This is a genomic window from Streptomyces sp. NC-S4 (genome assembly GCF_054353315.1).
Genome location: NZ_CM135937.1, coordinates 5,214,879 through 5,234,063, shown reverse-complemented (window position 1 = coordinate 5,234,063; position 19,185 = coordinate 5,214,879). Strand labels below are relative to the sequence as shown.

At 72.1% G+C, this 19,185-nt stretch carries 17 protein-coding genes; 6 read left to right on the top strand and 11 right to left on the bottom strand.

What is annotated here, in order from left to right; all coding sequences use genetic code 11:
• Positions 1–50: 50 nt before the first annotated feature.
• Both pcrA and ACXNSR_RS23645 read right to left on the bottom strand, forming a co-directional pair.
• Positions 51–2,573, bottom strand: a complete 2,523-nt coding sequence (gene pcrA, locus ACXNSR_RS23650) for a DNA helicase PcrA (RefSeq protein ID WP_458637478.1) — start codon at positions 2,571–2,573, stop codon at positions 51–53.
• Positions 2,557–2,907, bottom strand: coding sequence for an ArsR/SmtB family transcription factor (locus ACXNSR_RS23645; protein ID WP_458637477.1), 351 nt, complete (start codon positions 2,905–2,907; stop codon positions 2,557–2,559). Before ACXNSR_RS23645 ends, pcrA begins: the two co-directional genes overlap by 17 nt.
• Before the next feature lie 119 nt (positions 2,908–3,026).
• On the opposite strand from ACXNSR_RS23645, the gene ACXNSR_RS23640 reads away from it, so the two are divergent.
• From ACXNSR_RS23640 to ACXNSR_RS23630, 3 genes are all read left to right on the top strand, one after another.
• Positions 3,027–3,923 (top strand): alpha/beta fold hydrolase, encoded by an 897-nt coding sequence (locus tag ACXNSR_RS23640; RefSeq protein WP_458637476.1) that lies wholly within the window; start codon positions 3,027–3,029, stop codon positions 3,921–3,923.
• A gap of 26 nt (positions 3,924–3,949) precedes the next feature.
• Positions 3,950–4,303 carry a hypothetical protein gene (locus ACXNSR_RS23635; RefSeq protein ID WP_458637475.1) on the top strand — a complete coding sequence of 118 codons (354 nt, stop codon included), beginning with the start codon at positions 3,950–3,952 and terminating at the stop codon, positions 4,301–4,303.
• Positions 4,304–4,446: 143 nt separating this feature from the next.
• Positions 4,447–5,517, top strand: coding sequence for a C40 family peptidase (locus ACXNSR_RS23630; RefSeq protein ID WP_458637474.1), 1,071 nt, complete (start codon positions 4,447–4,449; stop codon positions 5,515–5,517).
• A 5-nt stretch (positions 5,518–5,522) separates the two neighbouring features.
• On the opposite strand, the gene ACXNSR_RS23625 is transcribed toward ACXNSR_RS23630, so the two are convergent.
• From ACXNSR_RS23625 to ACXNSR_RS23615, 3 genes are all read right to left on the bottom strand, one after another.
• Entirely contained in the window at positions 5,523–6,626 is a 1,104-nt protein-coding gene (locus ACXNSR_RS23625) for an alpha/beta hydrolase (protein ID WP_458637473.1), read from the bottom strand.
• 92 nt (positions 6,627–6,718) lie between these two features.
• Positions 6,719–7,417, bottom strand: a complete 699-nt coding sequence (locus ACXNSR_RS23620; RefSeq protein ID WP_382510935.1) for a LuxR C-terminal-related transcriptional regulator — start codon at positions 7,415–7,417, stop codon at positions 6,719–6,721.
• Positions 7,414–8,709, bottom strand: coding sequence for an ATP-binding protein (locus tag ACXNSR_RS23615; RefSeq protein ID WP_458637472.1), 1,296 nt, complete (start codon positions 8,707–8,709; stop codon positions 7,414–7,416). The genes ACXNSR_RS23620 and ACXNSR_RS23615 overlap by 4 nt, the downstream gene beginning before the upstream one ends.
• Before the next feature lie 131 nt (positions 8,710–8,840).
• Between ACXNSR_RS23615 and ACXNSR_RS23610 the strand changes: the two genes are divergently transcribed.
• Positions 8,841–10,166, top strand: a complete 1,326-nt coding sequence (locus ACXNSR_RS23610) for a PspC domain-containing protein (RefSeq protein ID WP_458637471.1) — start codon at positions 8,841–8,843, stop codon at positions 10,164–10,166.
• Positions 10,153–10,377, top strand: coding sequence for a hypothetical protein (locus ACXNSR_RS23605; RefSeq protein ID WP_458637470.1), 225 nt, complete (start codon positions 10,153–10,155; stop codon positions 10,375–10,377). The genes ACXNSR_RS23610 and ACXNSR_RS23605 overlap by 14 nt, the downstream gene beginning before the upstream one ends.
• Here ACXNSR_RS23605 and ACXNSR_RS23600 read toward each other — a convergent pair.
• The 4 genes from ACXNSR_RS23600 to guaA all read right to left on the bottom strand — a co-directional run bounded on the left by ACXNSR_RS23600 (position 10,323) and on the right by guaA (position 14,698).
• Positions 10,323–10,838, bottom strand: coding sequence for a TQO small subunit DoxD (locus tag ACXNSR_RS23600; protein WP_458637469.1), 516 nt, complete (start codon positions 10,836–10,838; stop codon positions 10,323–10,325). The two genes, ACXNSR_RS23605 and ACXNSR_RS23600, sit on opposite strands and share 55 nt — an antisense overlap.
• A gap of 18 nt (positions 10,839–10,856) precedes the next feature.
• On the bottom strand, positions 10,857–12,113 hold the full coding sequence (locus ACXNSR_RS23595; RefSeq protein WP_458637468.1) for a hypothetical protein: 1,257 nt from the start codon (positions 12,111–12,113) through the stop codon (positions 10,857–10,859).
• 102 nt (positions 12,114–12,215) lie between these two features.
• A complete protein-coding gene (locus ACXNSR_RS23590) occupies positions 12,216–12,977 on the bottom strand; it encodes a class II aldolase/adducin family protein (protein ID WP_458637467.1) in 762 nt (253 codons plus the stop codon).
• Between the two features lie 134 nt (positions 12,978–13,111).
• Positions 13,112–14,698 (bottom strand): glutamine-hydrolyzing GMP synthase, encoded by a 1,587-nt coding sequence (gene guaA / locus ACXNSR_RS23585; protein ID WP_458637466.1) that lies wholly within the window; start codon positions 14,696–14,698, stop codon positions 13,112–13,114.
• Between the two features lie 301 nt (positions 14,699–14,999).
• Between guaA and ACXNSR_RS23580 the strand changes: the two genes are divergently transcribed.
• The gene (locus ACXNSR_RS23580) at positions 15,000–15,263 is read left to right on the top strand and encodes a chorismate mutase (RefSeq protein WP_030011742.1); all 264 of its coding nucleotides are present in this window, start codon (positions 15,000–15,002) and stop codon (positions 15,261–15,263) included.
• A 257-nt stretch (positions 15,264–15,520) separates the two neighbouring features.
• Here ACXNSR_RS23580 and ACXNSR_RS23575 read toward each other — a convergent pair whose 3' ends face one another.
• Together ACXNSR_RS23575 and ACXNSR_RS23570 are read right to left on the bottom strand one after the other, a co-directional pair.
• Positions 15,521–17,197 carry an LPXTG cell wall anchor domain-containing protein gene (locus ACXNSR_RS23575; protein ID WP_458637465.1) on the bottom strand — a complete coding sequence of 559 codons (1,677 nt, stop codon included), beginning with the start codon at positions 17,195–17,197 and terminating at the stop codon, positions 15,521–15,523.
• Between the two features lie 189 nt (positions 17,198–17,386).
• Positions 17,387–19,180 carry a GMC oxidoreductase gene (locus ACXNSR_RS23570; protein WP_458637464.1) on the bottom strand — a complete coding sequence of 598 codons (1,794 nt, stop codon included), beginning with the start codon at positions 19,178–19,180 and terminating at the stop codon, positions 17,387–17,389.
• Positions 19,181–19,185: the final 5 nt, after the last annotated feature.

Below are 19,185 nucleotides of genomic sequence, written 5' to 3'. Positions count from 1 at the left end.
CCGGCGTGTGAGCGCCGCACGGCCCGGAGGCCGCGCGGCCGCCCGCCGCCCTACAGCTTCTGCACCGGCGCGTAACGCAGCAGCAGCCGCTTGGGCTTGTCGTCCCCGAAGTCGATGGTGGCCTGCGCGTCCGCGCCCGCCCCCTTGACCTCCATGACGGTGCCCAGCCCGAACTGGTCGTGCGTGACCCGGTCCCCGACCACCAGCGCGATGACCGGCTTGTCGGCGGCCCGCCGCGTCGCGAACCCGGACGGGCCCGACTTCGTGCGCGACGAGGACAGGAACGCCTCCGGCGAGGTGCCGAACGTCGCCCTGCCCGATCCGGACGACGAGGACCCGTACCCCGAACTCCGCATCGGACCGGCCGGCTTCTGGGTCGCGCCCGTCCGCTTCCACTGGAGGTACTCCGACGGAATCTCCTCCAGGAAGCGCGACGGCGGGTTGTACGAGGGCGTGCCCCATGCGCTGCGCATGCTGGAGCGGGTCAGGTACAGCCGCTCGCGCGCCCGTGTGATGCCGACGTACGCGAGGCGGCGCTCCTCCTCCAGCTCCTTGGTCTGGCCCAGGGCCCGCATGTGCGGGAAGACCCCGTCCTCCATGCCGGTCAGGAAGACCACCGGGAATTCGAGGCCCTTGGCGGTGTGCAGGGTCATCAGCGTGATGACGCCCGTGCCCTCGGTGTCCTCGTCCGGGATCTGGTCGGAGTCGGCGACGAGCGCGACCTGTTCCAGGAACTCGGCCAGGGTGCCGGACCCGGGCGCCGGGGCGCCGGTCTCCGCGGCCTCGGCCGCCGCGGCCTCCCGCGCCTGCTCGAACTCCAGCGCCACGGCCGCGAGTTCCTGGAGGTTCTCGATGCGCGTCTCGTCCTGCGGGTCGGTCGACGCCTGGAGTTCGGCGAGGTAGCCCGTGCGCTCCAGCACCGCTTCCAGCACCACCGCCGGGCCCGCGCCCGAGTCGACGATCGTGCGCAGCTCCTCCATCAGCACGTTGAAGCGCTTCACCGCGTTGGTGGAGCGCGCGGCCATGCCGAAGGCCTCGTCCACGCGGCGCAGCGCCTGCGGGAAGGTGATCTTCTCGCGCATCGCGAGGGCGTCGATCATCGCCTCGGCGCGCTCGCCGATGCCGCGCTTGGGCACGTTCAGGATGCGCCGCAGCGGGACGTTGTCCTCCGGGTTCGCGAGGACGCGCAGGTACGCGAGGACGTCGCGGACCTCCTTGCGCTCGTAGAAGCGGACGCCGCCGACGACCTTGTAGGGCAGTCCGACCCGGATGAAGATCTCCTCGAACACGCGGGACTGCGCGTTGGTCCGGTAGAAGATCGCGACGTCGCCCGCCTTGGCGTCGCCCGCGTCGGTGAGCCGGTCGATCTCGTCGGCGACGAACTGGGCCTCGTCGTGCTCGGTGTCCGCGACGTAGCCGGTGATGACGGCGCCGGTGCCGGCCTGGGTCCACAGGTTCTTGGCGCGGCGGTTCTCGTTGCGCTCGATGACCGCGTTGGCCGCGGAGAGGATCGTCTGCGTGGAGCGGTAGTTCTGCTCCAGCAGGATCGTCGTCGCGTCCTTGTAGTCCTCCTCGAACTGGAGGATGTTGCGGATGGTCGCGCCGCGGAAGGCGTAGATCGACTGGTCGGCGTCACCCACCACGCACAGTTCGGCCGGGGGCAGGTCCGGGTAGCCGGTGCCGACCAGCTCGCGCACCAGCGTGTACTGGGCGTGGTTGGTGTCCTGGTACTCGTCGACGAGGACGTGCCGGAAGCGGCGCCGGTAGTGCTCGGCGACGTCCGGGAACGCCTGGAGCAGGTGGACCGTGGTCATGATGATGTCGTCGAAGTCGAGGGCGTTGGCCTCGCGCAGCCGCCCCTGGTACATCGCGTACGCCTGGGCCAGGGTCTTCTCGAACCCGTCCACGGCCTGGTCGGCGAAGGCTTCCTCGTCGATCAGCTCGTTCTTCAGGTTCGAGATCTTGGCGTTGAAGGCCTTCGGCGGGAACTTCTTCGGGTCCAGGTCCAGGTCCCGGCAGACGAGCGCCATCAGGCGCTTCGAGTCGGCCGCGTCGTAGATCGAGAACGAGGACGTGAAGCCGAGCCGCTTGGACTCGCGGCGCAGGATGCGCACGCAGGCGCTGTGGAAGGTGGAGACCCACATGGCGTTCGCGCGCGGGCCGACCAGTCCCTCGACGCGCTCCTTCATCTCACCGGCGGCCTTGTTGGTGAAGGTGATCGCCAGGATCTGGCCGGGGTGGACGTTCCGCGCGGACAGCAGGTGTCCGATGCGGTGGGTCAGCACCCGGGTCTTGCCCGAGCCGGCGCCGGCCACGATGAGCAGCGGGGAGCCCGCGTGCACCACGGCGGCGGCCTGCTGCTCGTTCAGGCCGTCCAGGAGCGTCGCCGGGTCGATGACGGGCCTGGGGGCGCCGTCCCGGTAGTACGCGTCCCCGGTCATGGGTACGTCGAAGTGACCCCCGAAGAGGTCGTCCGCACCCGCCTCCGGGGCGGGGTACTCCTCGGGTGGCGGCGGGACCTCGTCGGAGGGGGTGAGGTCCGCCAGGAAGCTGTCGTCAAAGAGGCTGCTCATCGCATTCCGAGTCTAGGGGGCGGGACCGACAGGCCAGCACGAGTTCGAGCAGACCGGGGAAACGGAGCTCGAGGTCCGCGCGGCGCAGCGCGAGGAAGAGCTTGCGGCCCTGGGGGCGCTGGCAGATCACGCCGCTCTCGCGCAGTGTCCTGAGGTGGTGCGTGACGCTGGAGCGGGGCAGGTCGGGGACGACCTCGCCGCAGAACGCCTCCTCGCCGGAGGACAGCTTGCGGACGATCTCCAGCCGGACGGGGTGTCCGAGCGCCGCCAGGACCTCGACCAGCTCGATCCGGTCGGCGGCGGGATGGGTCGGCTCGGCGGCGGCAGCAGGCATGACCCCACTGTACGCAGATCTCGTACGGACATTGCCAAACCGTTCGAAGATCTCGTACGGTCTAGCCATCCAACCGTACGAAATCTTCGAACGGTCAACGCCACGAGGACGGATCCGCCATGCCCCGGCCCGCCACCGCCCCGCTCGACGACGCCACCCTGGCCGCCTCCCTCGACGGGGGCTTCACCAGTCACCACGCCGAGGTCAACGGCACCCGGCTGCACTACGTGGAGGGCGGCGGCGGCACGCCGCTCGTGCTCCTCGGCGGCTGGCCGCAGACCTGGTGGCAGTGGCACAAGGTGATGCCTGCCCTGGCCCGCCGGTACCGGGTGATCGCCGTCGACCTGCGCGGCATGGGCGACTCCGCCAAGCCCGCCACCGGCTACGACAAGAAGACGATGGCCGCCGACGTCCACGCCCTCCTCGGACACCTCGCGATCCGGTCGGCGCACTTCGCCGGGCACGACATCGGCGCGATGGTCGCCTACGCCCACGCCGCCAACCACCCGGACGCCACCCGCCGGCTCGCCCTCCTCGACGTCTCGCACCCCGAGGAGGCCTGGGCACAGCTGCCCCTGCTGCCCCGCCCCGGCCTGCGCCACCTGTGGTGGTTCGCCTTCAACCAGGTAGCGGGCCTGCCCGAGCAGCTCCTCGCCGGCCGCTACCGCGTGCTGCTGGACTGGCTGTTCGCGACCATGACCGCCGACCCCGCCGCCATCGACGACCACTCCCGCGCGGTGTACGCCCGCGCGTACGACTCCCCGGACGCGATCCGGGCCGGCAACGCCTGGTACCAGACCTTCCGCCAGGACATCGACGACCTCGCGGGCTACTCCCCCGTGACCGCCCCGCTGCTCGCGCTCGGCGGCGAGCACAGCAACTACGAGCGCCTGCTCGCCGACGTCCCGGCGCTCGGCACCGACACCCGGGTGGTCCGCGTCGACGGCAGCGGCCACTACCTCCCGGAGGAGCGGCCGGAGGCCGTCACGGACGAGCTGACCCGCTTCTTCGGCTGACCGGGCCGCCTCGTACGCTCGACGCCATGGACGCACTCATCAATGTCTTCGTCGGCCTGCACATCATCGGGATCGCCGCCCTCCTCGGCGGTTTCCTGACCCAGATGAAGGCGATGAGCGCGGGCACCGCCCGATTCACGCCCGCCATGCTGCACGGCGCGCTCACCATGCTCGTGACCGGCGTGCTCCTGGTCGGCTTCAACCAGATGGACGGGACCCCCGTCAACAACATCAAGGTCGGCGTGAAGCTCGCGATCCTCTTCGTGATCCTCTGCCTCGTCTACGTCAAGCGCGACGAGGAGCACGTGGACAAGGGGCTGTTCGGCGCGGTCGGCGGACTGACCGTGATCAACATCTTCATCGCCGTTCTCTGGCACTGACCCACACCGGAACGATCCGCTCCGGTCTTCGGCGGCCAGCTCCGGTCGTATCGGGCCACTTGCGATCATCGCGTCATCCGCCCGTAACCCGCAGGTCTAGCGTCCTCCTCCAGGCACCGACAGAGGAAGGACGTGAGGCCCGCGTGGCCAGTCATAGAAAGCCCAGGCAGCGCCCGCTCTCCGGCGGCCCGGCACGGACGACCGCCGCCACCCTCGCCCTCGCGGGCGCTGCCACCGCCACCGTCCTCGAAGGCACCTCCCAGGCCGCCCCCCGGCCCACCCCCGCCCAGGTCAAGTCGGAGGTGGACCGGCTCTACGAGGAGGCCGAGGCGGCGACCGAGCGGTACAACGGGGCGAAGGAACAGGCGGACGAGGCCGAACGCGCACTGACCGGACTGCGCGAAGAGACCGCCCGCAAGACCGACCAGCTCAACACCGCCCGCAGCGCGCTCGGAACGCTCGCCGCCTCCCAGTACCGCAGCGGCTCCCTGGGCACCGCCGTCCAGCTCGCGCTGGCCTCCGACCCCCAGGAGTACCTCTCCCAGGCCGCCTTCGTCTCCCGCGCCGGGGACCGCAACGCCGCCGGGATCACCACCGTGCGCCGCCGGCTCGACGAGGTCGGCAAGCTCCGCGAGCAGGCCGCCGGGCACCTCGCCGACCTCCGCTCCCGGCAGGACGAACTCGCCGCCCACAAGGCGGAGGCCGAGGAGAAGCTCACCGCCGCGAAGAACCTGCTGGCCAAGCTCACCGCCGAGGAGCGGGCCGCCTACGAGGCCCAGTCGCCCGGCGGACCGGCCACCGGCCCCGCCGCGGCCGCCGCTTCCTCCCCCGCCGGGGCCACCGCGCCCGCGCCCCCGTCCGACGGTTCGCGCGCGGGCCGCGCCGTGGCCTTCGCGTACGGGGCGATCGGCAAGCCGTACGTCTGGGGCGCGACGGGCCCGGGGTCCTTCGACTGCTCCGGCCTGACCCAGGCGGCCTGGCGCTCGGCCGGGGTCTCGCTGCCCCGCACCACCTACACCCAGATCAACGCCGGCCGGCGCGTCTCCCGCGACCAGCTGGCCCCCGGCGACCTGGTGTTCTTCTACTCCGGGGTCACCCACGTCGGCCTCTACGTCGGCAACGGCCAGATGGTCCACGCCCCGCGCCCCGGGTCGACGGTCCGGCTGGCGCCGATCGACTCGATGCCCTGGGCCGGCGCCTCCCGCCCCGCATAGGCCCTCTACGGGGCCTTGACCACGCCGCTGAGCCAGCCGAAGGTCTGCGGGAGCTGCTTGGACCACGACTCGAGGTTGTGCCCGCCGACGACCTTCTCCGCGTGCACCACGGTCGGGCTCTTGGCGATCGCCTTGAGGTCCGTGCCGGACAGGTAGCCGTCCTGCTCGGCCCCCGACATCCACAGCGCCACCGCGGGCGGGGTGGGCGCGGCCTGGAGCCAGTTCTTCAGGTTGTGCGTCCTGCGCAGCTCGGGGTCCTTGGCGACCAGCGACGAGGGCTCCTGCCCGGGGTCGTTGTAGCCGGACAGGGAGACGGCCGCGCTGTAGCGGTCGGGGTGGGCGATGGCGAGCTTGGCGGCGCAGTAGGCGCCGGCCGAATAGCCGGCCACGCCCCAGGTGCGGGCCTCGTCCGAGGCCCGGAAGTTGTCGACGACCATCTTGCGGACGTCGACGCTGAACCAGCTGTCCGCGTTGACCTTGCCGGGGATGTTGGCGCAGCCGGTGTCGCCGTTGCCGAGCAGCATGGCGCGCGGCGAGACCAGGATGAACGGCTGCACCTTGCCGCTCTTCATCAGCGGCTCCAGCACCTCGTGCGCCTTGAGCCCCTGGAACCAGGACTTCCCCGTCCCCGGTATGCCCGGTATCAGCTCGACCACCGGGAACTTCTTGTCCTTGTACGCCGGGTCGTCGTACTGCGGCGGCAGCCACACCATGACGTCGCCCTTGACCCCGGAGATCTTGCCGTCGAGCTCGGTCTTCCGGACCCGCCCGCCGACCCCCTCCACCGGCTGGAACTCCTGCTTGACCTTCGGCGCCTCCTCGACCTTCTTGCCGCCGAGCCCGTCCGGGCCGAGGTCGGGGGCGGCCGTGACGTACTTGCCGGTGCCGAGGAGGTCGCTCCAGGACGCGTAGAAGTGCTCGGCCCGGTTGACCGCGACGAACACCACTGCGATGGCTGTGACCTGGGCGAACACCACCATCAGCGCCCGCAGGAGGGTGCGTACGGCGGCCGGGCCGCGCACCTTGCTCCACACGGCCAGCGGAAGGATGACGGCGATCACCGTCAGGGCGATCACCGTCGCGAAGAAGGGTGTACCGGTCAAGCTCATCACGCCACCCTAGAGGGCACCGTGTGCGCTCCCGGTTGCCAGGTCGGCCTGCGGCGTGGGTCACACCGCAGGTCAGACGTCTGCCCCCGGACTCACACCAGCCGGCGGGCCGTCGCCCAGCGGGTCAGCTCGTGCCGGTTGGAGAGCTGGAGCTTGCGCAGGACGGCCGAGACGTGGGACTCGACCGTCTTCACCGAGATGAAGAGCTGCTTGGCGATCTCCTTGTACGCGTACCCGCGCGCGATCAGCCGCAGCACCTCGCGCTCGCGCTGCGTGAGCCGGTCCAGGTCCTCGTCGACCGGCGGCGCGTCCGTCGAGGCGAACGCGTCGAGCACGAATCCCGCGAGCCGCGGCGAGAACACCGCGTCCCCGTCCTGCACGCGGAAGACCGAGTCCACCAGGTCGGTGCCGGTGATGGTCTTGGTGACGTACCCGCGCGCACCGCCCCGGATGACCCCGATGACGTCCTCGGCCGCGTCCGACACCGACAGCGCCAGGAATCTGACGGGGTTCACGGCCGCCGCCATCAGCGGGGCGCAGCGCCGCAGCACCTCGACGCCGCCGCCGCCGGGCAGGTGCACGTCGAGCAGGACCACCTCGGGGCGGGTGGCGGTGATGACGGTGACGGCCTGGTCGACGTCGGCCGCCTCGCCGACGACCTCGACGCCCGTCCGGTCGGTCTCGCCGATCTCGGCCTGCACCCCCGTACGGAACATCCTGTGGTCGTCGACGAGCACCACGCGGACGCGCCTGGTCTCCCCCACGCCTGCGTTCTCTCCGGCCTCGGTCATCCTGTGTTCGCCGCCCTCTCCATCTCCAGCTCGACTTCCGTGCCGCCGTCGGGCGCGGACCGCAGCCGCGCGGTCCCGCCGTTGCGCTGCATCCGGCCGATGATCGATTCTCGTACGCCCATGCGGTCGCCGGGTACCGCGTCGATGTCGAAGCCCGGTCCACGGTCCCGTACCGACACGAACACCGTCTGCCCTTCCACCTCCGCGTACACCTGTACGGGCCCGCCCTCGCCACCGTACTTGGCGGCGTTGACCATCGCCTCGCGCGCGGCCTGGATCTGTGCCGCCAGCCGCTCGTCGAGCGGGCAGTCACCGACGACCACGACCTCGATCGGGACGCCGTGGTGGTCCTCCACCTCGGCGGCGGTCTTCTTCACGGCCTCCGCGAGGGTGGCCGGCTCCTCCGCCTCGTCCTTGCCGGTGCCCTCGGGCTTGTAGAGCCAGTTCCGCAGCTCGCGTTCCTGCGCCCGCGCGAGGCGGCGCACCTCGGAGACGTCCTCCGCGTTGCGCTGGATCAGGGTGAGGGTGTGCAGCACCGAGTCGTGCACGTGGGCGGCGACCTCGGCGCGCTCCTGGGCGCGGATGCGCATCAGGCGTTCCTCCGACAGGTCCTGGGTCATCCGGATCAGCCAGGGTCCGGCGAGCAGGGCCACGCCGACGAGGACGGCGAGGGTGGCGGTGAGGACGTTGCCGAGCTGCGCGGCGGAGCCCCGTACGACGATGAAGACGGTCAGGCCCACCCCGACCAGGACGACACCGGCGAGGGCCCGCGCGACCTGGAAGAGGCGTCCGCGCCGTTCGGCGGCCGTGGACCAGTGGGCGCGGCGGGCGTTGTCGGCCTGCCGCCACACCAGCACGACCCCGGCCCCGACCAGCAGCGTCGGCCACACGTACCGGCCGGACGCGCCGCCGAGCTGGACCTTGGAGATGAAGATGCCCGCACCGATGCACAGGGCGATCAGCGCGGTGATCTGCCCCCGGTCGGGCTTGCGCAGCCGTCGGGCGCCGTCGGGGAGGGTCTCGAAGAAGGAGCGGTGTCCGGTCCGGCCGCCGACGCCGAGCGGTACGAAGACCCAGAACGCGGCGTACAGCAGCACGCCCAGCCCGTCGCCCCACATGAACAGCAGCAGGAACGCCAGGCGGACCCAGCCCACCGGAAGCCCGAGGTGCCCGGCCAGACCGCGCGCGACACCGCCGAGCATCCGGCCGTCGGCGCTGCGGTAGAGCTTGCGCTGCGGCACCTCGTCGGCGTCCGGCGCGTGCGGGGATCGGGGAGTGGCGGCTACGGGCATGTCACCAAGGGTCACACGCCCGGCGGGGGCCGGTCATCAGGGCGTTCCCCCACTTGTACCGGGGGGATATCAGGGTTGCACCAGGGTAGGGCCCGATGCCGAGCGCTTCCGCGGCCCGTCACCATGGACCCATGACCGAAGTACACGACGCCCCGCCGGCCGGGCCCGGGGCCCCGCGGGCCGCCGACGGCAGGCCGCTCCTGCGCCGCAGCAAGCGCGACAAGGTCCTCGCGGGCGTGTGCGGCGGCCTCGGCCGGTACTTCGACCTGGACCCGGTGGTCTTCCGCATCGTCCTCGGCGTCCTCGCGGTCACCGGCGGCGTCGGTCTGATCTTCTACGGCTTCGCGTGGCTGCTGCTCCCGCTGGAGGGCGAGGACGACAGCGAGGCGAAGAAGCTGCTGACCGGCCGGGTCGAGGGGGCCACGCTGGCGGCGGTGTTCGCCGCGCTGGTGGGCTGCGCGCTGTTCCTGTCGATGCTGGACAACGGCGGGCTGGCGGTCTTCTCGGTGCTGGTGGTCCTGGCGCTGGGCGGGGCCTCGTACTGGTCGCAGCGCAAGCGGCACACCGGCCGGCCCGAGGCGCAGGCGCCCGACCCGGCCGGCGGCACACCGCGCGCCGCGCACTCGCCCGCCCCGCCGGAGACGCAGGCGCCGCCCACCCCGGGCGGCCCGTCCTGGTGGCGGGACCCGCTGGTGAAGGACGGTACGACCGGCCCGGTCGGCGGGACGGGATACCTGTGGGGGCCCGACGACACCGTGGACCCGGTGGCGGCCGGCCGCTCGCCGCGCTCGTTCCCGAAGGCGCCCGCCGCCCCGGCCCGCCCGCGCGGCGGCATCGGCGGCCGGGTCTTCGTGCTGGCGCTGCTCGCCGGGATCGCGGGGACCGCCGCCACCTGGGAGGGCAACCCGCTCGGCCAGGCCCTGCAGACCGGACTCGCCGCCGCGCTGGTCGTCTTCGGTCTGGGCCTCGCGGTCAGCTCCCTGCTGGGCCGCACCGGCTTCGGCACCGTGGTGCTGGCCGTGTTCACCGCGGGCCTGCTCGCGGGCGCCGCCGTCCTGCCACGGGAGATCGGCACGGACTGGCGGGAGGTCGAGTGGCGTCCGGCCGCGGTGGCCGACGTGAAGCCCGTGTACGAGGCCGGGACCGGGCTCGCCACGCTGGACCTGAGCCGCCTGGACGTGCCGAAGGGCACCACCGTGGCCGTCGAGGCGTCCATCGGGGCGGGCCGGCTCAAGGTGGTCCTGCCGCGGGAGGTCACCGCGCTGGCCGACGTCACCATCCACCGGGTGGGCGACGTGCAGATGCCCGGGGACCGCGCGGACCGGATCGAGCGGGCCGGGGCGCAGAACCGTACGGAAACCCTCGCGCCGGCTCCCGGCACCGAGGCGGGCGGGACGATCGAACTGCACCTCGGTGCGGACTTCGGACAGGTGGAGGTGGCCCGTGCGGCGTCATGAGTTCCAGCCGGGACGGCTGATCGCGGGGCTGGCCCTGCTGGTGGCGGGCGTGCTCTACCTGCTCGACAGCACCGGCGAGGCGGACCTGCCCTGGTTCGCGGTCGTCCCGATCGCCATGGGCGGGCTCACCCTCGCCGCGCTGGTCGGGCTGGTGACCTACGCCGTGCGCCGGGACAAGCGCGACCGGATCAGCGAGTCCAGCGACAGGTAGGGCGCCCCGGCCAGGATCAGCGGGGTCCACGCCATCATGTAGATCAGGTCGTTGCCGTAGTAGTACGGGGTCACCGCCCACGACACCGTGAGCCACAGGCTGAGCGCGATCAGCGCCCCGCCGACGGCCGCGACACGGGTCAGCAGGCCGGCCAGGGCCCCGAGGCCGACCAGGATCTCGGCGATGGCCAGGGCGACGGCGAAGCCGACGGGCGAGTTCAGCGACAGGTCCACGAGGGCGGGGATCGCGGAGGTGTCGCGCACCCCGCGCATCAGGTCGCCGATGGAGCCGTCACCGGAGGCGGAGAGGAACGCCGGGTCGGTCAGTTTGTCGAGACCGGCGTACACGAAGGTCACGCCGAGGAAGAGCCGCAGGGGCAGCAGCGCGTGCCGGGAGGCCAGCTCGCGCAGGCCCACGACCTCGCGAGGGGCGTCGGTTTCAAGAACATCGGTTCGGTTCACGCGACATGTGTACCCCGATCACTCGGCAACATCGATGGTGCAGCGGTTGGATTCCACCCCTGCGGCCGTGACCACCTGGATCTCGACGCGCCCCGGCTCCACCTCCGCCGGGACCGGCACGGTCAGAACGGCGTCCGAGGGATTGGTGAATCCGCCCGCCACCGGGACCAGCGGCACGTGCACGTGCACCGCCCCGACCCGTACCACCAGACGGGCCAGCATCTCCGGCGTCTGCGCGCCGGGCGGCACGAATCCCACGCCCCGGATCTCGATGTCGTCCCCCGGGCGGACGGCCGCGTCCAGATCCCCGGGCTCCCGTCTGCGCACCACCGACAGCACCAGCGGGCGGCTGCCCTCCGCGTACTTCGCCGCCAGGTACACGGCGGCCGACAGCGCCACCAGCAGGGCCAGCGCCCAGGGCAGCTGCGGCAGCCGGGCGGGGAAGCGCGCCAGCGAGGCCGCCGCGTAGCCGAGCACCACCGTCGAGACGAGCACGTACTGCGCGTCCGGGAAGCTCCCGCGGCCCGCGTCGTCCGTCAGGAGGTCCGCCCCGCGCGGCCGGTCGGCCGGCAGCTTCTGCAGCCGCTGGCCCATGATCCGTACGGAGACCACCCGGCGCACCAGCACCGCGACGGCCGAGGTCAGCGCGACCACCGTGAGCAGTGGCAGCGCCCGGTCCAGCGCGAGGCCCGCGTACAGCGCCTGCCGCTCGGGGCCGGGCGGCGAGGCGGCCAGCCGCAGCGCGGGCAGCAGCGTGGCGAAGGCCGTCAGCACCACCCAGGCGCTGGGCACCGCCTTCGAGGTGGACAGCCGGTTGTCCTCGCCGACCAGCGGGGCGAGCAGCCCGCCGCGCACGGACTGGGCGCGGGCCGCGACCGTGAGCAGTCCGGCCAGCACCAGGGCCGCCAGCAGCCCGGCGGTGCGCGCCGTGGACCAGCCGGTGCCGAGCGCGGCGGCGACCTGCACCAGCAGCAGCACCCCGGCGGCGATCCAGATGGCGAGGACGGCCCGCCGCGAGAACAGGTACAGCCAGGTGTTCCCGGCCTCCCGGCCCCGGTCGGCGACGGTGCGGGCCGACAGGGTCAGCTCGTCGGAAACCCACTGGCGGGAGGCGCCGAGCGAGTGGGCCACGGCGGCCGGCACGCCCTGCCCGGAGGCGAACTCGTCGCGCTTCTCCAGGAACGCCGTGACCGCGCGGCGGTGGCCCTCGCGGGCGCACTCGTCGCAGGCGCAGGCGGTGGTGTGGGTACCTCGGGACATCTCTTGGACAGCCACGTACGTGCCGCCTCTCTGAACTTCGGTGCAATGCCAGCGAATTGTGCACCACTGCGGCAGTGCTCCGGATTGCGCACGATGTCAGAGCAGGTGATTAACGGTTCATGATGTTGACGCCACGAGCTCCCTGAGGGGCTGGTAGCTCACCCAGGCGGCCAGATCGGACCCGAACCGCTCGCGGGTCAGGGCCGCGGCGCGGTGGTCGATGGGCACCGGCTTGCCGGCGGCCCGGGCGATCAGCTGCACCTGCGCGGCCCGTTCCGCCTCGATGAACCACCAGACCGCGGCGTCGACCGAGTCCCCCACGGTCAGCAGCCCGCGGTTGCGCAGCACCAGCGCCTTGTACGGGCCGAGCGCGAGCGCGGTCCGCTCCGGCTCGTCCGCCCCGGAGTACTCGTCGAGGAGCGCGTGGTCCTCGTAGAAGGCACAGGCCTCCTCGGTGATCGGGGCCAGCAGCTCGCCCAGGGCCGCGAGGGCCCGGCCGTACGGGCCCTGCGCGCGGACGACGGCGACCACCTCGGGGCGGCGGCGGTGGACCGCCGCGTGCACGGCGAAGGCCAGCTGGTTGACCCGGCGCCCGCCGCGGACCACCCGGCCGTCGCCGTCGACCAGCAGCAGGTCGTCGGCGGTGAGCTCGGCGAAGGCCCGGCCGAAGGGGTTCACCCAGTAGCAGTCCTCGAACTCCGGGTCCCGCGCGGTGATCTGCCCCGCCACCCCGTCCTCGTGGCCGAGGCGGGCCAGCAGCCGCAGCGCCTCGGCGAGCCGCTCCTTGCGGTGGGCGCGCGCCGCGTCGACGGTGTCGTGCACGGGCGGCATCTCGAAGCCCAGCCGTTCCACGGGCACGGGTACGGGCTGGTCCGGCATGGGGGCTCCTTCGGACGGCTCGGTTCGCCGCGCAAGGTACCCGGGGCCCCGCCAAGTGGCCAGAGGAACGGCGAAGCCGCCGCCCGCGGGTGCGGGGCGGCGGCTTCACGGCGTTCCGGTGGAACCGGGTGGGACTACTCCCACTCGATGGTGCCCGGGGGCTTGCTCGTGCAGTCGAGGACCACCCGGTTCACCTCCGGCACCTCGTTGGTGATGCGGGTCGAGATCCGGGCGAGCACCTCGTACGGCATGCGCGTCCAGTCCGCGGTCATCGCGTCCTCGGAGGAGACGGGGCGCAGCACGATCGGGTGGCCGTAGGTGCGGCCGTCGCCCTGGACGCCGACGCTGCGGACGTCCGCGAGCAGGACGACCGGGCACTGCCAGATCTCGCGGTCCAGGCCGGCCGCGGTCAGCTCGTGGCGGGCGATGGCGTCGGCCTCGCGCAGCAGGTCCAGGCGCTCCTTGGTGACCTCGCCGACGATGCGGATGCCCAGGCCCGGGCCGGGGAAGGGCTGGCGCTGGACGATCTCGTCGGGCAGGCCGAGCTCCTGGCCGACCATCCGGACCTCGTCCTTGAACAGCTGGCGCAGCGGCTCGACGAGCTCGAACTCGATGTCGTCGGGGAGGCCGCCCACGTTGTGGTGGGACTTGATGTTGGCGGTGCCGGTGCCGCCGCCGGACTCGACGACGTCCGGGTACAGGGTGCCCTGCACGAGGAAGGCGACCGCGGGGCCGTCCTCCTGGAGGATCTCCAGCTGGGCCTGCTCGAAGACGCGGATGAACTCGCGACCGATGATCTTGCGCTTGGTCTCCGGGTCGGAGACGCCGGCCAGCGCGTTCAGGAAGCGCTCCTGCGCGTCGACGACCTTCAGCTGCACGCCGGTGGCGGCGACGAAGTCCTTCTCGACCTGCTCGGTCTCGCCCTTGCGCATCAGGCCGTGGTCGACGTAGACGCAGGTCAGCTGGGAGCCGATGGCCTTCTGCACGAGGGCCGCGGCGACGGCGGAGTCCACGCCGCCGGAGAGGCCGCAGATGGCGCGCTTGTCGCCGACCTGCTCGCGGATGGCCGCGACCTGCTCCTCGACGATGTTGCCGGTGGTCCAGGTGGGGGCGAGGCCGGCGCCGCGGTAGAGGAAGTGCTCCAGGATCTGCTGGCCGTGCGTGGAGTGCATCACCTCGGGGTGGTACTGCACGCCGTACAGCTTCTTCTCGTCGTTCTCGAAGGCCGCGACCGGGACGACGTTCGTCGACGCGGTGACGGTGAAGCCCTCGGGGGCGGCGGAGCAGGCGTCGCCGTGGGACATCCACACCGACTGGTTCTCGGGGGTGCCCTCGAAGAGGGTGGAGCCGGGCTTGGAGACTGCCAGCGGGGTGCGGCCGTACTCGCGGGCGCCGGTGTTGTCGACGGTGCCGCCGAGGGTGACCGCCATCAGCTGGAAGCCGTAGCACATGCCGAAGACGGGGACGCCGGCCTCGAAGATCGCACGGTCGAGCTGCGGGGCGCCCTCCTCGTACACGGAGGACGGACCGCCGGAGAGGATGATCGCCTTGGGGTTCTTGGCCAGCATCTCGTCGACCGGCATCGAGCTCGGCACGATCTCGCTGTAGACCCGCGCTTCGCGGACGCGGCGGGCGATGAGCTGGGCGTACTGGGCGCCGAAGTCGACGACGAGAACCGTGTCCGGGGCGCTGTCGTGGGCGGCGGAGGGTGCTTCTGGCACGGGGCGGCCTTCCGGCGGAAGAGGTGGCTGTTTTGTCGATTCTAACGGGGGCCGCCGGGCCCTCTTCGTCTCACCATCCGAATCGGCTTGGCCAGGAGGCGGGAGGAAGGTAATAATCCGTTCCATGCGCAAGCAGCTGAGCTTCGTCTTTACCTATGGCACCGGTCGGTCCGGTCGCCATGGGTCCTCGTGATGCTCGCCTGAGCCACTGACTTCCCGGAAGCGCCCCGGTCCGACAGGACCGGGGCGCTTCGGCGTTTCCGCTCCCGTCGGCACGACACGACCCACAGGAGAGAACGCCATGACCACGATCACCACCACCCCCGAGCAGCTGATCGCCGACTCCCGTGCGCGCATCGACGCCCTCGACGACCGGATCATCGGCCTGATCCAGGAACGGATGGCCGTCTCGACGGTCATCCAGGACGCGCGGATCGCGTCCGGCGGGCGCCGGGTGCACCTGTCGCGCGAGATGGAGGTGCTGTCCCACTGGAGCGATGCGCTCGGAAAGCCCGGCACCGCCCTGGCCATGACCCTGCTGGAGCTGTGCCGGGGCCGCGTGTGACGGCCGTTCGTCACCCGTCCGGGCCGTGACCGGCCCGGGGGCCCTTCGTTGGGCACGGTGTCCGCGTCAGCCAGCCGCGGACCCGCAACACCACGCGTGGATCCGCTGGAGCGATGAGACGCACGCCCCGTGGAGCGTGCGTCGTGGGACCTCGCTCCTTCGCGTGACCGGACGGCAGGGGACAGCAGCCCGGTCACCCCGCAGAGGACGGCCGGCCCGGGGGACGCCCCGGGCCGGCCGTTCTGCGTCGTCGCGCGTTACGCGTGTGCGCCCGCCTTGCGGCGGAACGCCAGGAACAGCCCGCCGCCGACGACCAGGAGCACGGCGCCGCCGAGCGCGATCACCCGGGCGGAGCTGCCGGTGGAGGCGAGGCCGCCGTTGGCCGTGACGCCCGTACCGGTGGCCGAGGCGCTCGGCGCCGCGGTCGCGGTCGCGGTGGCCGTCGCGGAACCGGTCGGGGACGGCGTGGCCGAGGTGGTGGTGGTCGGGGCCGGTCCGGCACCCTTCGCGTTGATCACGAAGGCCGCCTTGTCGTTGGCGTGGTTGGGGTCCCAGCGCTGGCCCGTGGTGCCCTCCGGCGTCCACTGGCCGACCGTGATCGCGCCCTTGGCGTCGGCCACGACCGTCTCGATCTTCAGCTGGAACGGGTAGACGAAGGTCTCCTTCTCCCCCACGACATGGCCGGTGGAGCAGAAGTAGCGCGGCGCGCCCAGGGTCTGCTCGCGGTCGGTGCCGTCGGCGTTGACCCCGGTGCAGCCGGCCGGGACCTTCGTGACCTTCGCGCCCGCCGGGATCACGATGTCGGTACGGGCCACGGAGTTGCGGGAGCGCAGGTGGGCGACCCATGCGGGGCCGTCGTTGCGGAAGCCGAAGTCGGCGTTGACCGTCTCGCCGGCCTTGCCCTTGAGGGACACGCCCGTGGCCACAAGGTCGGCGGTGTTGCGCGTCGCGAAGTCGAACTCGTGGATGTTGTTCCAGGGGTCGAGGTCCGCCGCGGGCCGGACGGAGCGGGCCGCGGCCTTGGGGGCCTGCTTCGCCGCGGCCAGCTTGTTGCGGGCGGCCGCGGGCGCGCGGTTCTTCGCCGCCTTCGACTGGTCCGCCTTCGGCTGGTCCCCGGCCGCGTACACCGCGTAGGTCAGGCCGTCGATGAAGGCGTGCGGGGCGGCCTTGAGGGTCAGCGGGCCGTCGACGCCGTAGACCGCGTCCGGCTCGTACTCGCCTTCCAGCAGGCACTGCACCGTGGTCCAGCCCGTGTTCCGCGGCAGGCCGGAGCTGCTGTCGTCGGAGTACGAGCAGTTGTCGTACTGCTCGACCAGGTCGATGCCGTGCGAGGTGCGCATTTCGAGCACCACCCCGTTGACGGGGTCGGTGCCCTCGTTGGCGAAGACGATCGACAGGTTCTGCTTGTCGCCCGGCTTCAGCTCCGCCTTCAGCCGGGCCCGCTCCAGCACCAGGTCGGGGCCGCCGACGCGCACCTTGGTGGTGGCGGACCTGAAGGTGGCGCCCTCCGCCGCGCCGGTGACCGTCAGGTCGGCGGTCGCACCGGCCCTGCTGTCCTTGGCCGCGCTCAGGTCCAGGCCGACGAGGGCGCTGTCGCCCGTCCACAGCGCCCAGCTCTTGCAGGTCACGGCCGCGGCCGTGAGCTTGCAGTCCGCACCCTGCTCCTTCGCGAGCGTCACGTCGGCGACGCCCTTGAGGCCGCTCAGGTCGATCGTGAAAGTGCTCTGGCGGTCGAACGTCCTGGTCGAATCGTTGACGATCCGGAACTGCACCGAGGTCTTCTGCGGCTCACCGCTCTGCCCGGGGTGCGGGCGCAGACCGATCCCGGCCGGTCCGGTCAGGGTGAAGACGGGGTCCGCGGCGTGTGCGGGAGCGGTGGCCGTCCCCAGCGCCACGAGGGCGCCGGCGGCCAGCAACGAGATGCGCTTTCTCATGCAGCCGTTGACTGCCGAACATCAGTCGCAGTTGCACCCTTCACCGTGTGATCGACACCACAGACCGGCACGGCTGATTCCGGTACAACCATCAAGGCTGAACATCTGTCACGTATGTACCGCGGTGGGTACCGCGCTCGGAGGGGGAGCGCGGTACCCACCGCTGTCACACCAGCGGTTCCGGATTCCTCACGGCCGGCGCGGCGGAACCTCCGGGACCGCCATGAACGGCAGCCGCAGCGCGCCGAAGGCCTCCTTCGGTACCGCCGGACGCACCGGCTCCACCGCGTCCAGGCGCACGTACGCGGCCCCCTGCTCGGGCCGCGGGTCCCGCTCCCCGTTGTTCGGCCAGTACGACATCGCCCGTTCCGCCTGCGCGGTGATCGTCAGCGACGGGTTCACCCCGAGGTTCGCGGAGACGGCCGAACCGTCCACCACCGAGATGCCCGGGTGCCCGTACAGCCGGTGGTACGGGTCCACCACTCCCTCCTCGGGCGAGGCTCCGATCGGGCAGCCGCCCAGGAAGTGCGCGGTCAGCGGGGTCCCCATCAGCTCACCGATGTTGCTGCCGGGGAAGCCGTTGATCTCCTCGGCCAGCAGGGTGGCCGCCTGCGTGGCCTCCGCGATCTGGACCGGGTTCGGGGCGCCGTGGCCCTGACGGGCCGTGAGCAGGCCCTTGCCGATCCCGCCGGGCTTGCGGTACGTGGTCAGCGAGTTGTCCAGCGATTGCATGACCAGGCCGATGATGGTCCGCTCCGACCAGCGCCGGTTGGACAGCGAACGCGCCAGCTGCACCGGGTGCCGCACGGTCCGGCCGAACCAGGCACGGACCCGGTGCCTGCTGTGGGGGACCTGGAGGACGGTCATGAAACCCATCGCGTTGGAGCCCCGGCCGTAGCGGACGGGCTCGATGTGGGTGTCGGCGTTGGGGTGCACCGAGGAGGTGATCGCCACGCCCCGGGTGAAGTCGGCCCGGCGGTCGCCGCCGTGCCGCTTGCGGTAGCGGCGGTCGTCGGTCTGCGCGCCGACCAGGCCCTCGGAGTTGGTCCGGGTCAGCTCCCCGAGCCGCTGCGAGATGCGGGGGAGCTCGCCGCGGTCCTTCATCGTGTGCAGCAGGGTCTGCGTGCCGTACGTCCCCGCGGCGACGACGACGTACCGCGCGCGCAGCACCTTCGCCCGGCCCCGGCGGCGGCCGTCGGTGGGGACGGTGCGGACGCGGTAGCCGCCCTCGGGGTGGTCGGAGAGCGCGGTGACGGTGGTCATCGGGTGGATGACGGCGCCGGCGCGTTCGGCGAGGTGCAGGTAGTTCTCGTTCAGGGTGTTCTTCGCGCCGTGCCGGCAGCCGGTCATGCACTCGCCGCATTCCGTGCAGGCCTTGCGGGCGGGGCCGGCGCCGCCGAAGTACGGGTCGGGGACCTCGTCCCCGGGCCGGACCTTCGGTCGCCCGTCGGCGTCGTCGCCGTCCCCGAAGAAGACGCCGACCGGGGCCATGTGGAAGGTGTCGCCGACGCCCATCTTCTCGGCGGCCGCCCTGAGGTGGACGTCGGAGGGGGTCATGGTCGGGTTGAGGCGCACCCCGAGCATCCGCTTGGCCTGCTCGTAGTAGGGGGTGAGCTCGCCCCGCCAGTCGGTGATGGAGGCCCACTGCCGGTCCTCGAAGAAGGCGGTGGGCGGCACGTACAGCGTGTTGGCGTAGTTGAGCGAGCCGCCGCCGACACCGGCGCCGGCGAGCACCATCACGTTGCCGAGCAGGTGGATCCGCTGGATCCCGTACAGCCCGAGGGCCGGGGCCCACAGGTAGTTGCGCAGGTCCCAGCTGTTCTTCGGCAGGCTCTCGCGGGTGAAGCGGCGTCCGGCCTCCAGGACGCCGACCCGGTAGCCCTTCTCGGTCAGGCGCAGCGCGGAAACGGATCCGCCGAAGCCCGATCCGATGACGATGACGTCGTAGTCGTAGCAGTCGGCTGCGGACTCGGAATCAGACACGGTGC

Coding starts and splice junctions, on each gene's coding strand:
- pcrA (WP_458637478.1), bottom strand. CDS start 2,573: ATGAGCAGCCTCTTTGACGACAGCTTCCTGGCGGACCTCACCCCCTCC.
- ACXNSR_RS23645 (WP_458637477.1), bottom strand. CDS start 2,907: ATGCCTGCTGCCGCCGCCGAGCCGACCCATCCCGCCGCCGACCGGATC.
- ACXNSR_RS23640 (WP_458637476.1), top strand. CDS start 3,027: ATGCCCCGGCCCGCCACCGCCCCGCTCGACGACGCCACCCTGGCCGCC.
- ACXNSR_RS23635 (WP_458637475.1), top strand. CDS start 3,950: ATGGACGCACTCATCAATGTCTTCGTCGGCCTGCACATCATCGGGATC.
- ACXNSR_RS23625 (WP_458637473.1), bottom strand. CDS start 6,626: ATGAGCTTGACCGGTACACCCTTCTTCGCGACGGTGATCGCCCTGACG.
- ACXNSR_RS23620 (WP_382510935.1), bottom strand. CDS start 7,417: ATGACCGAGGCCGGAGAGAACGCAGGCGTGGGGGAGACCAGGCGCGTC.
- ACXNSR_RS23615 (WP_458637472.1), bottom strand. CDS start 8,709: ATGCCCGTAGCCGCCACTCCCCGATCCCCGCACGCGCCGGACGCCGAC.
- ACXNSR_RS23610 (WP_458637471.1), top strand. CDS start 8,841: ATGACCGAAGTACACGACGCCCCGCCGGCCGGGCCCGGGGCCCCGCGG.
- ACXNSR_RS23590 (WP_458637467.1), bottom strand. CDS start 12,977: ATGCCGGACCAGCCCGTACCCGTGCCCGTGGAACGGCTGGGCTTCGAG.
- ACXNSR_RS23580 (WP_030011742.1), top strand. CDS start 15,000: ATGACCACGATCACCACCACCCCCGAGCAGCTGATCGCCGACTCCCGT.
- ACXNSR_RS23575 (WP_458637465.1), bottom strand. CDS start 17,197: ATGAGAAAGCGCATCTCGTTGCTGGCCGCCGGCGCCCTCGTGGCGCTG.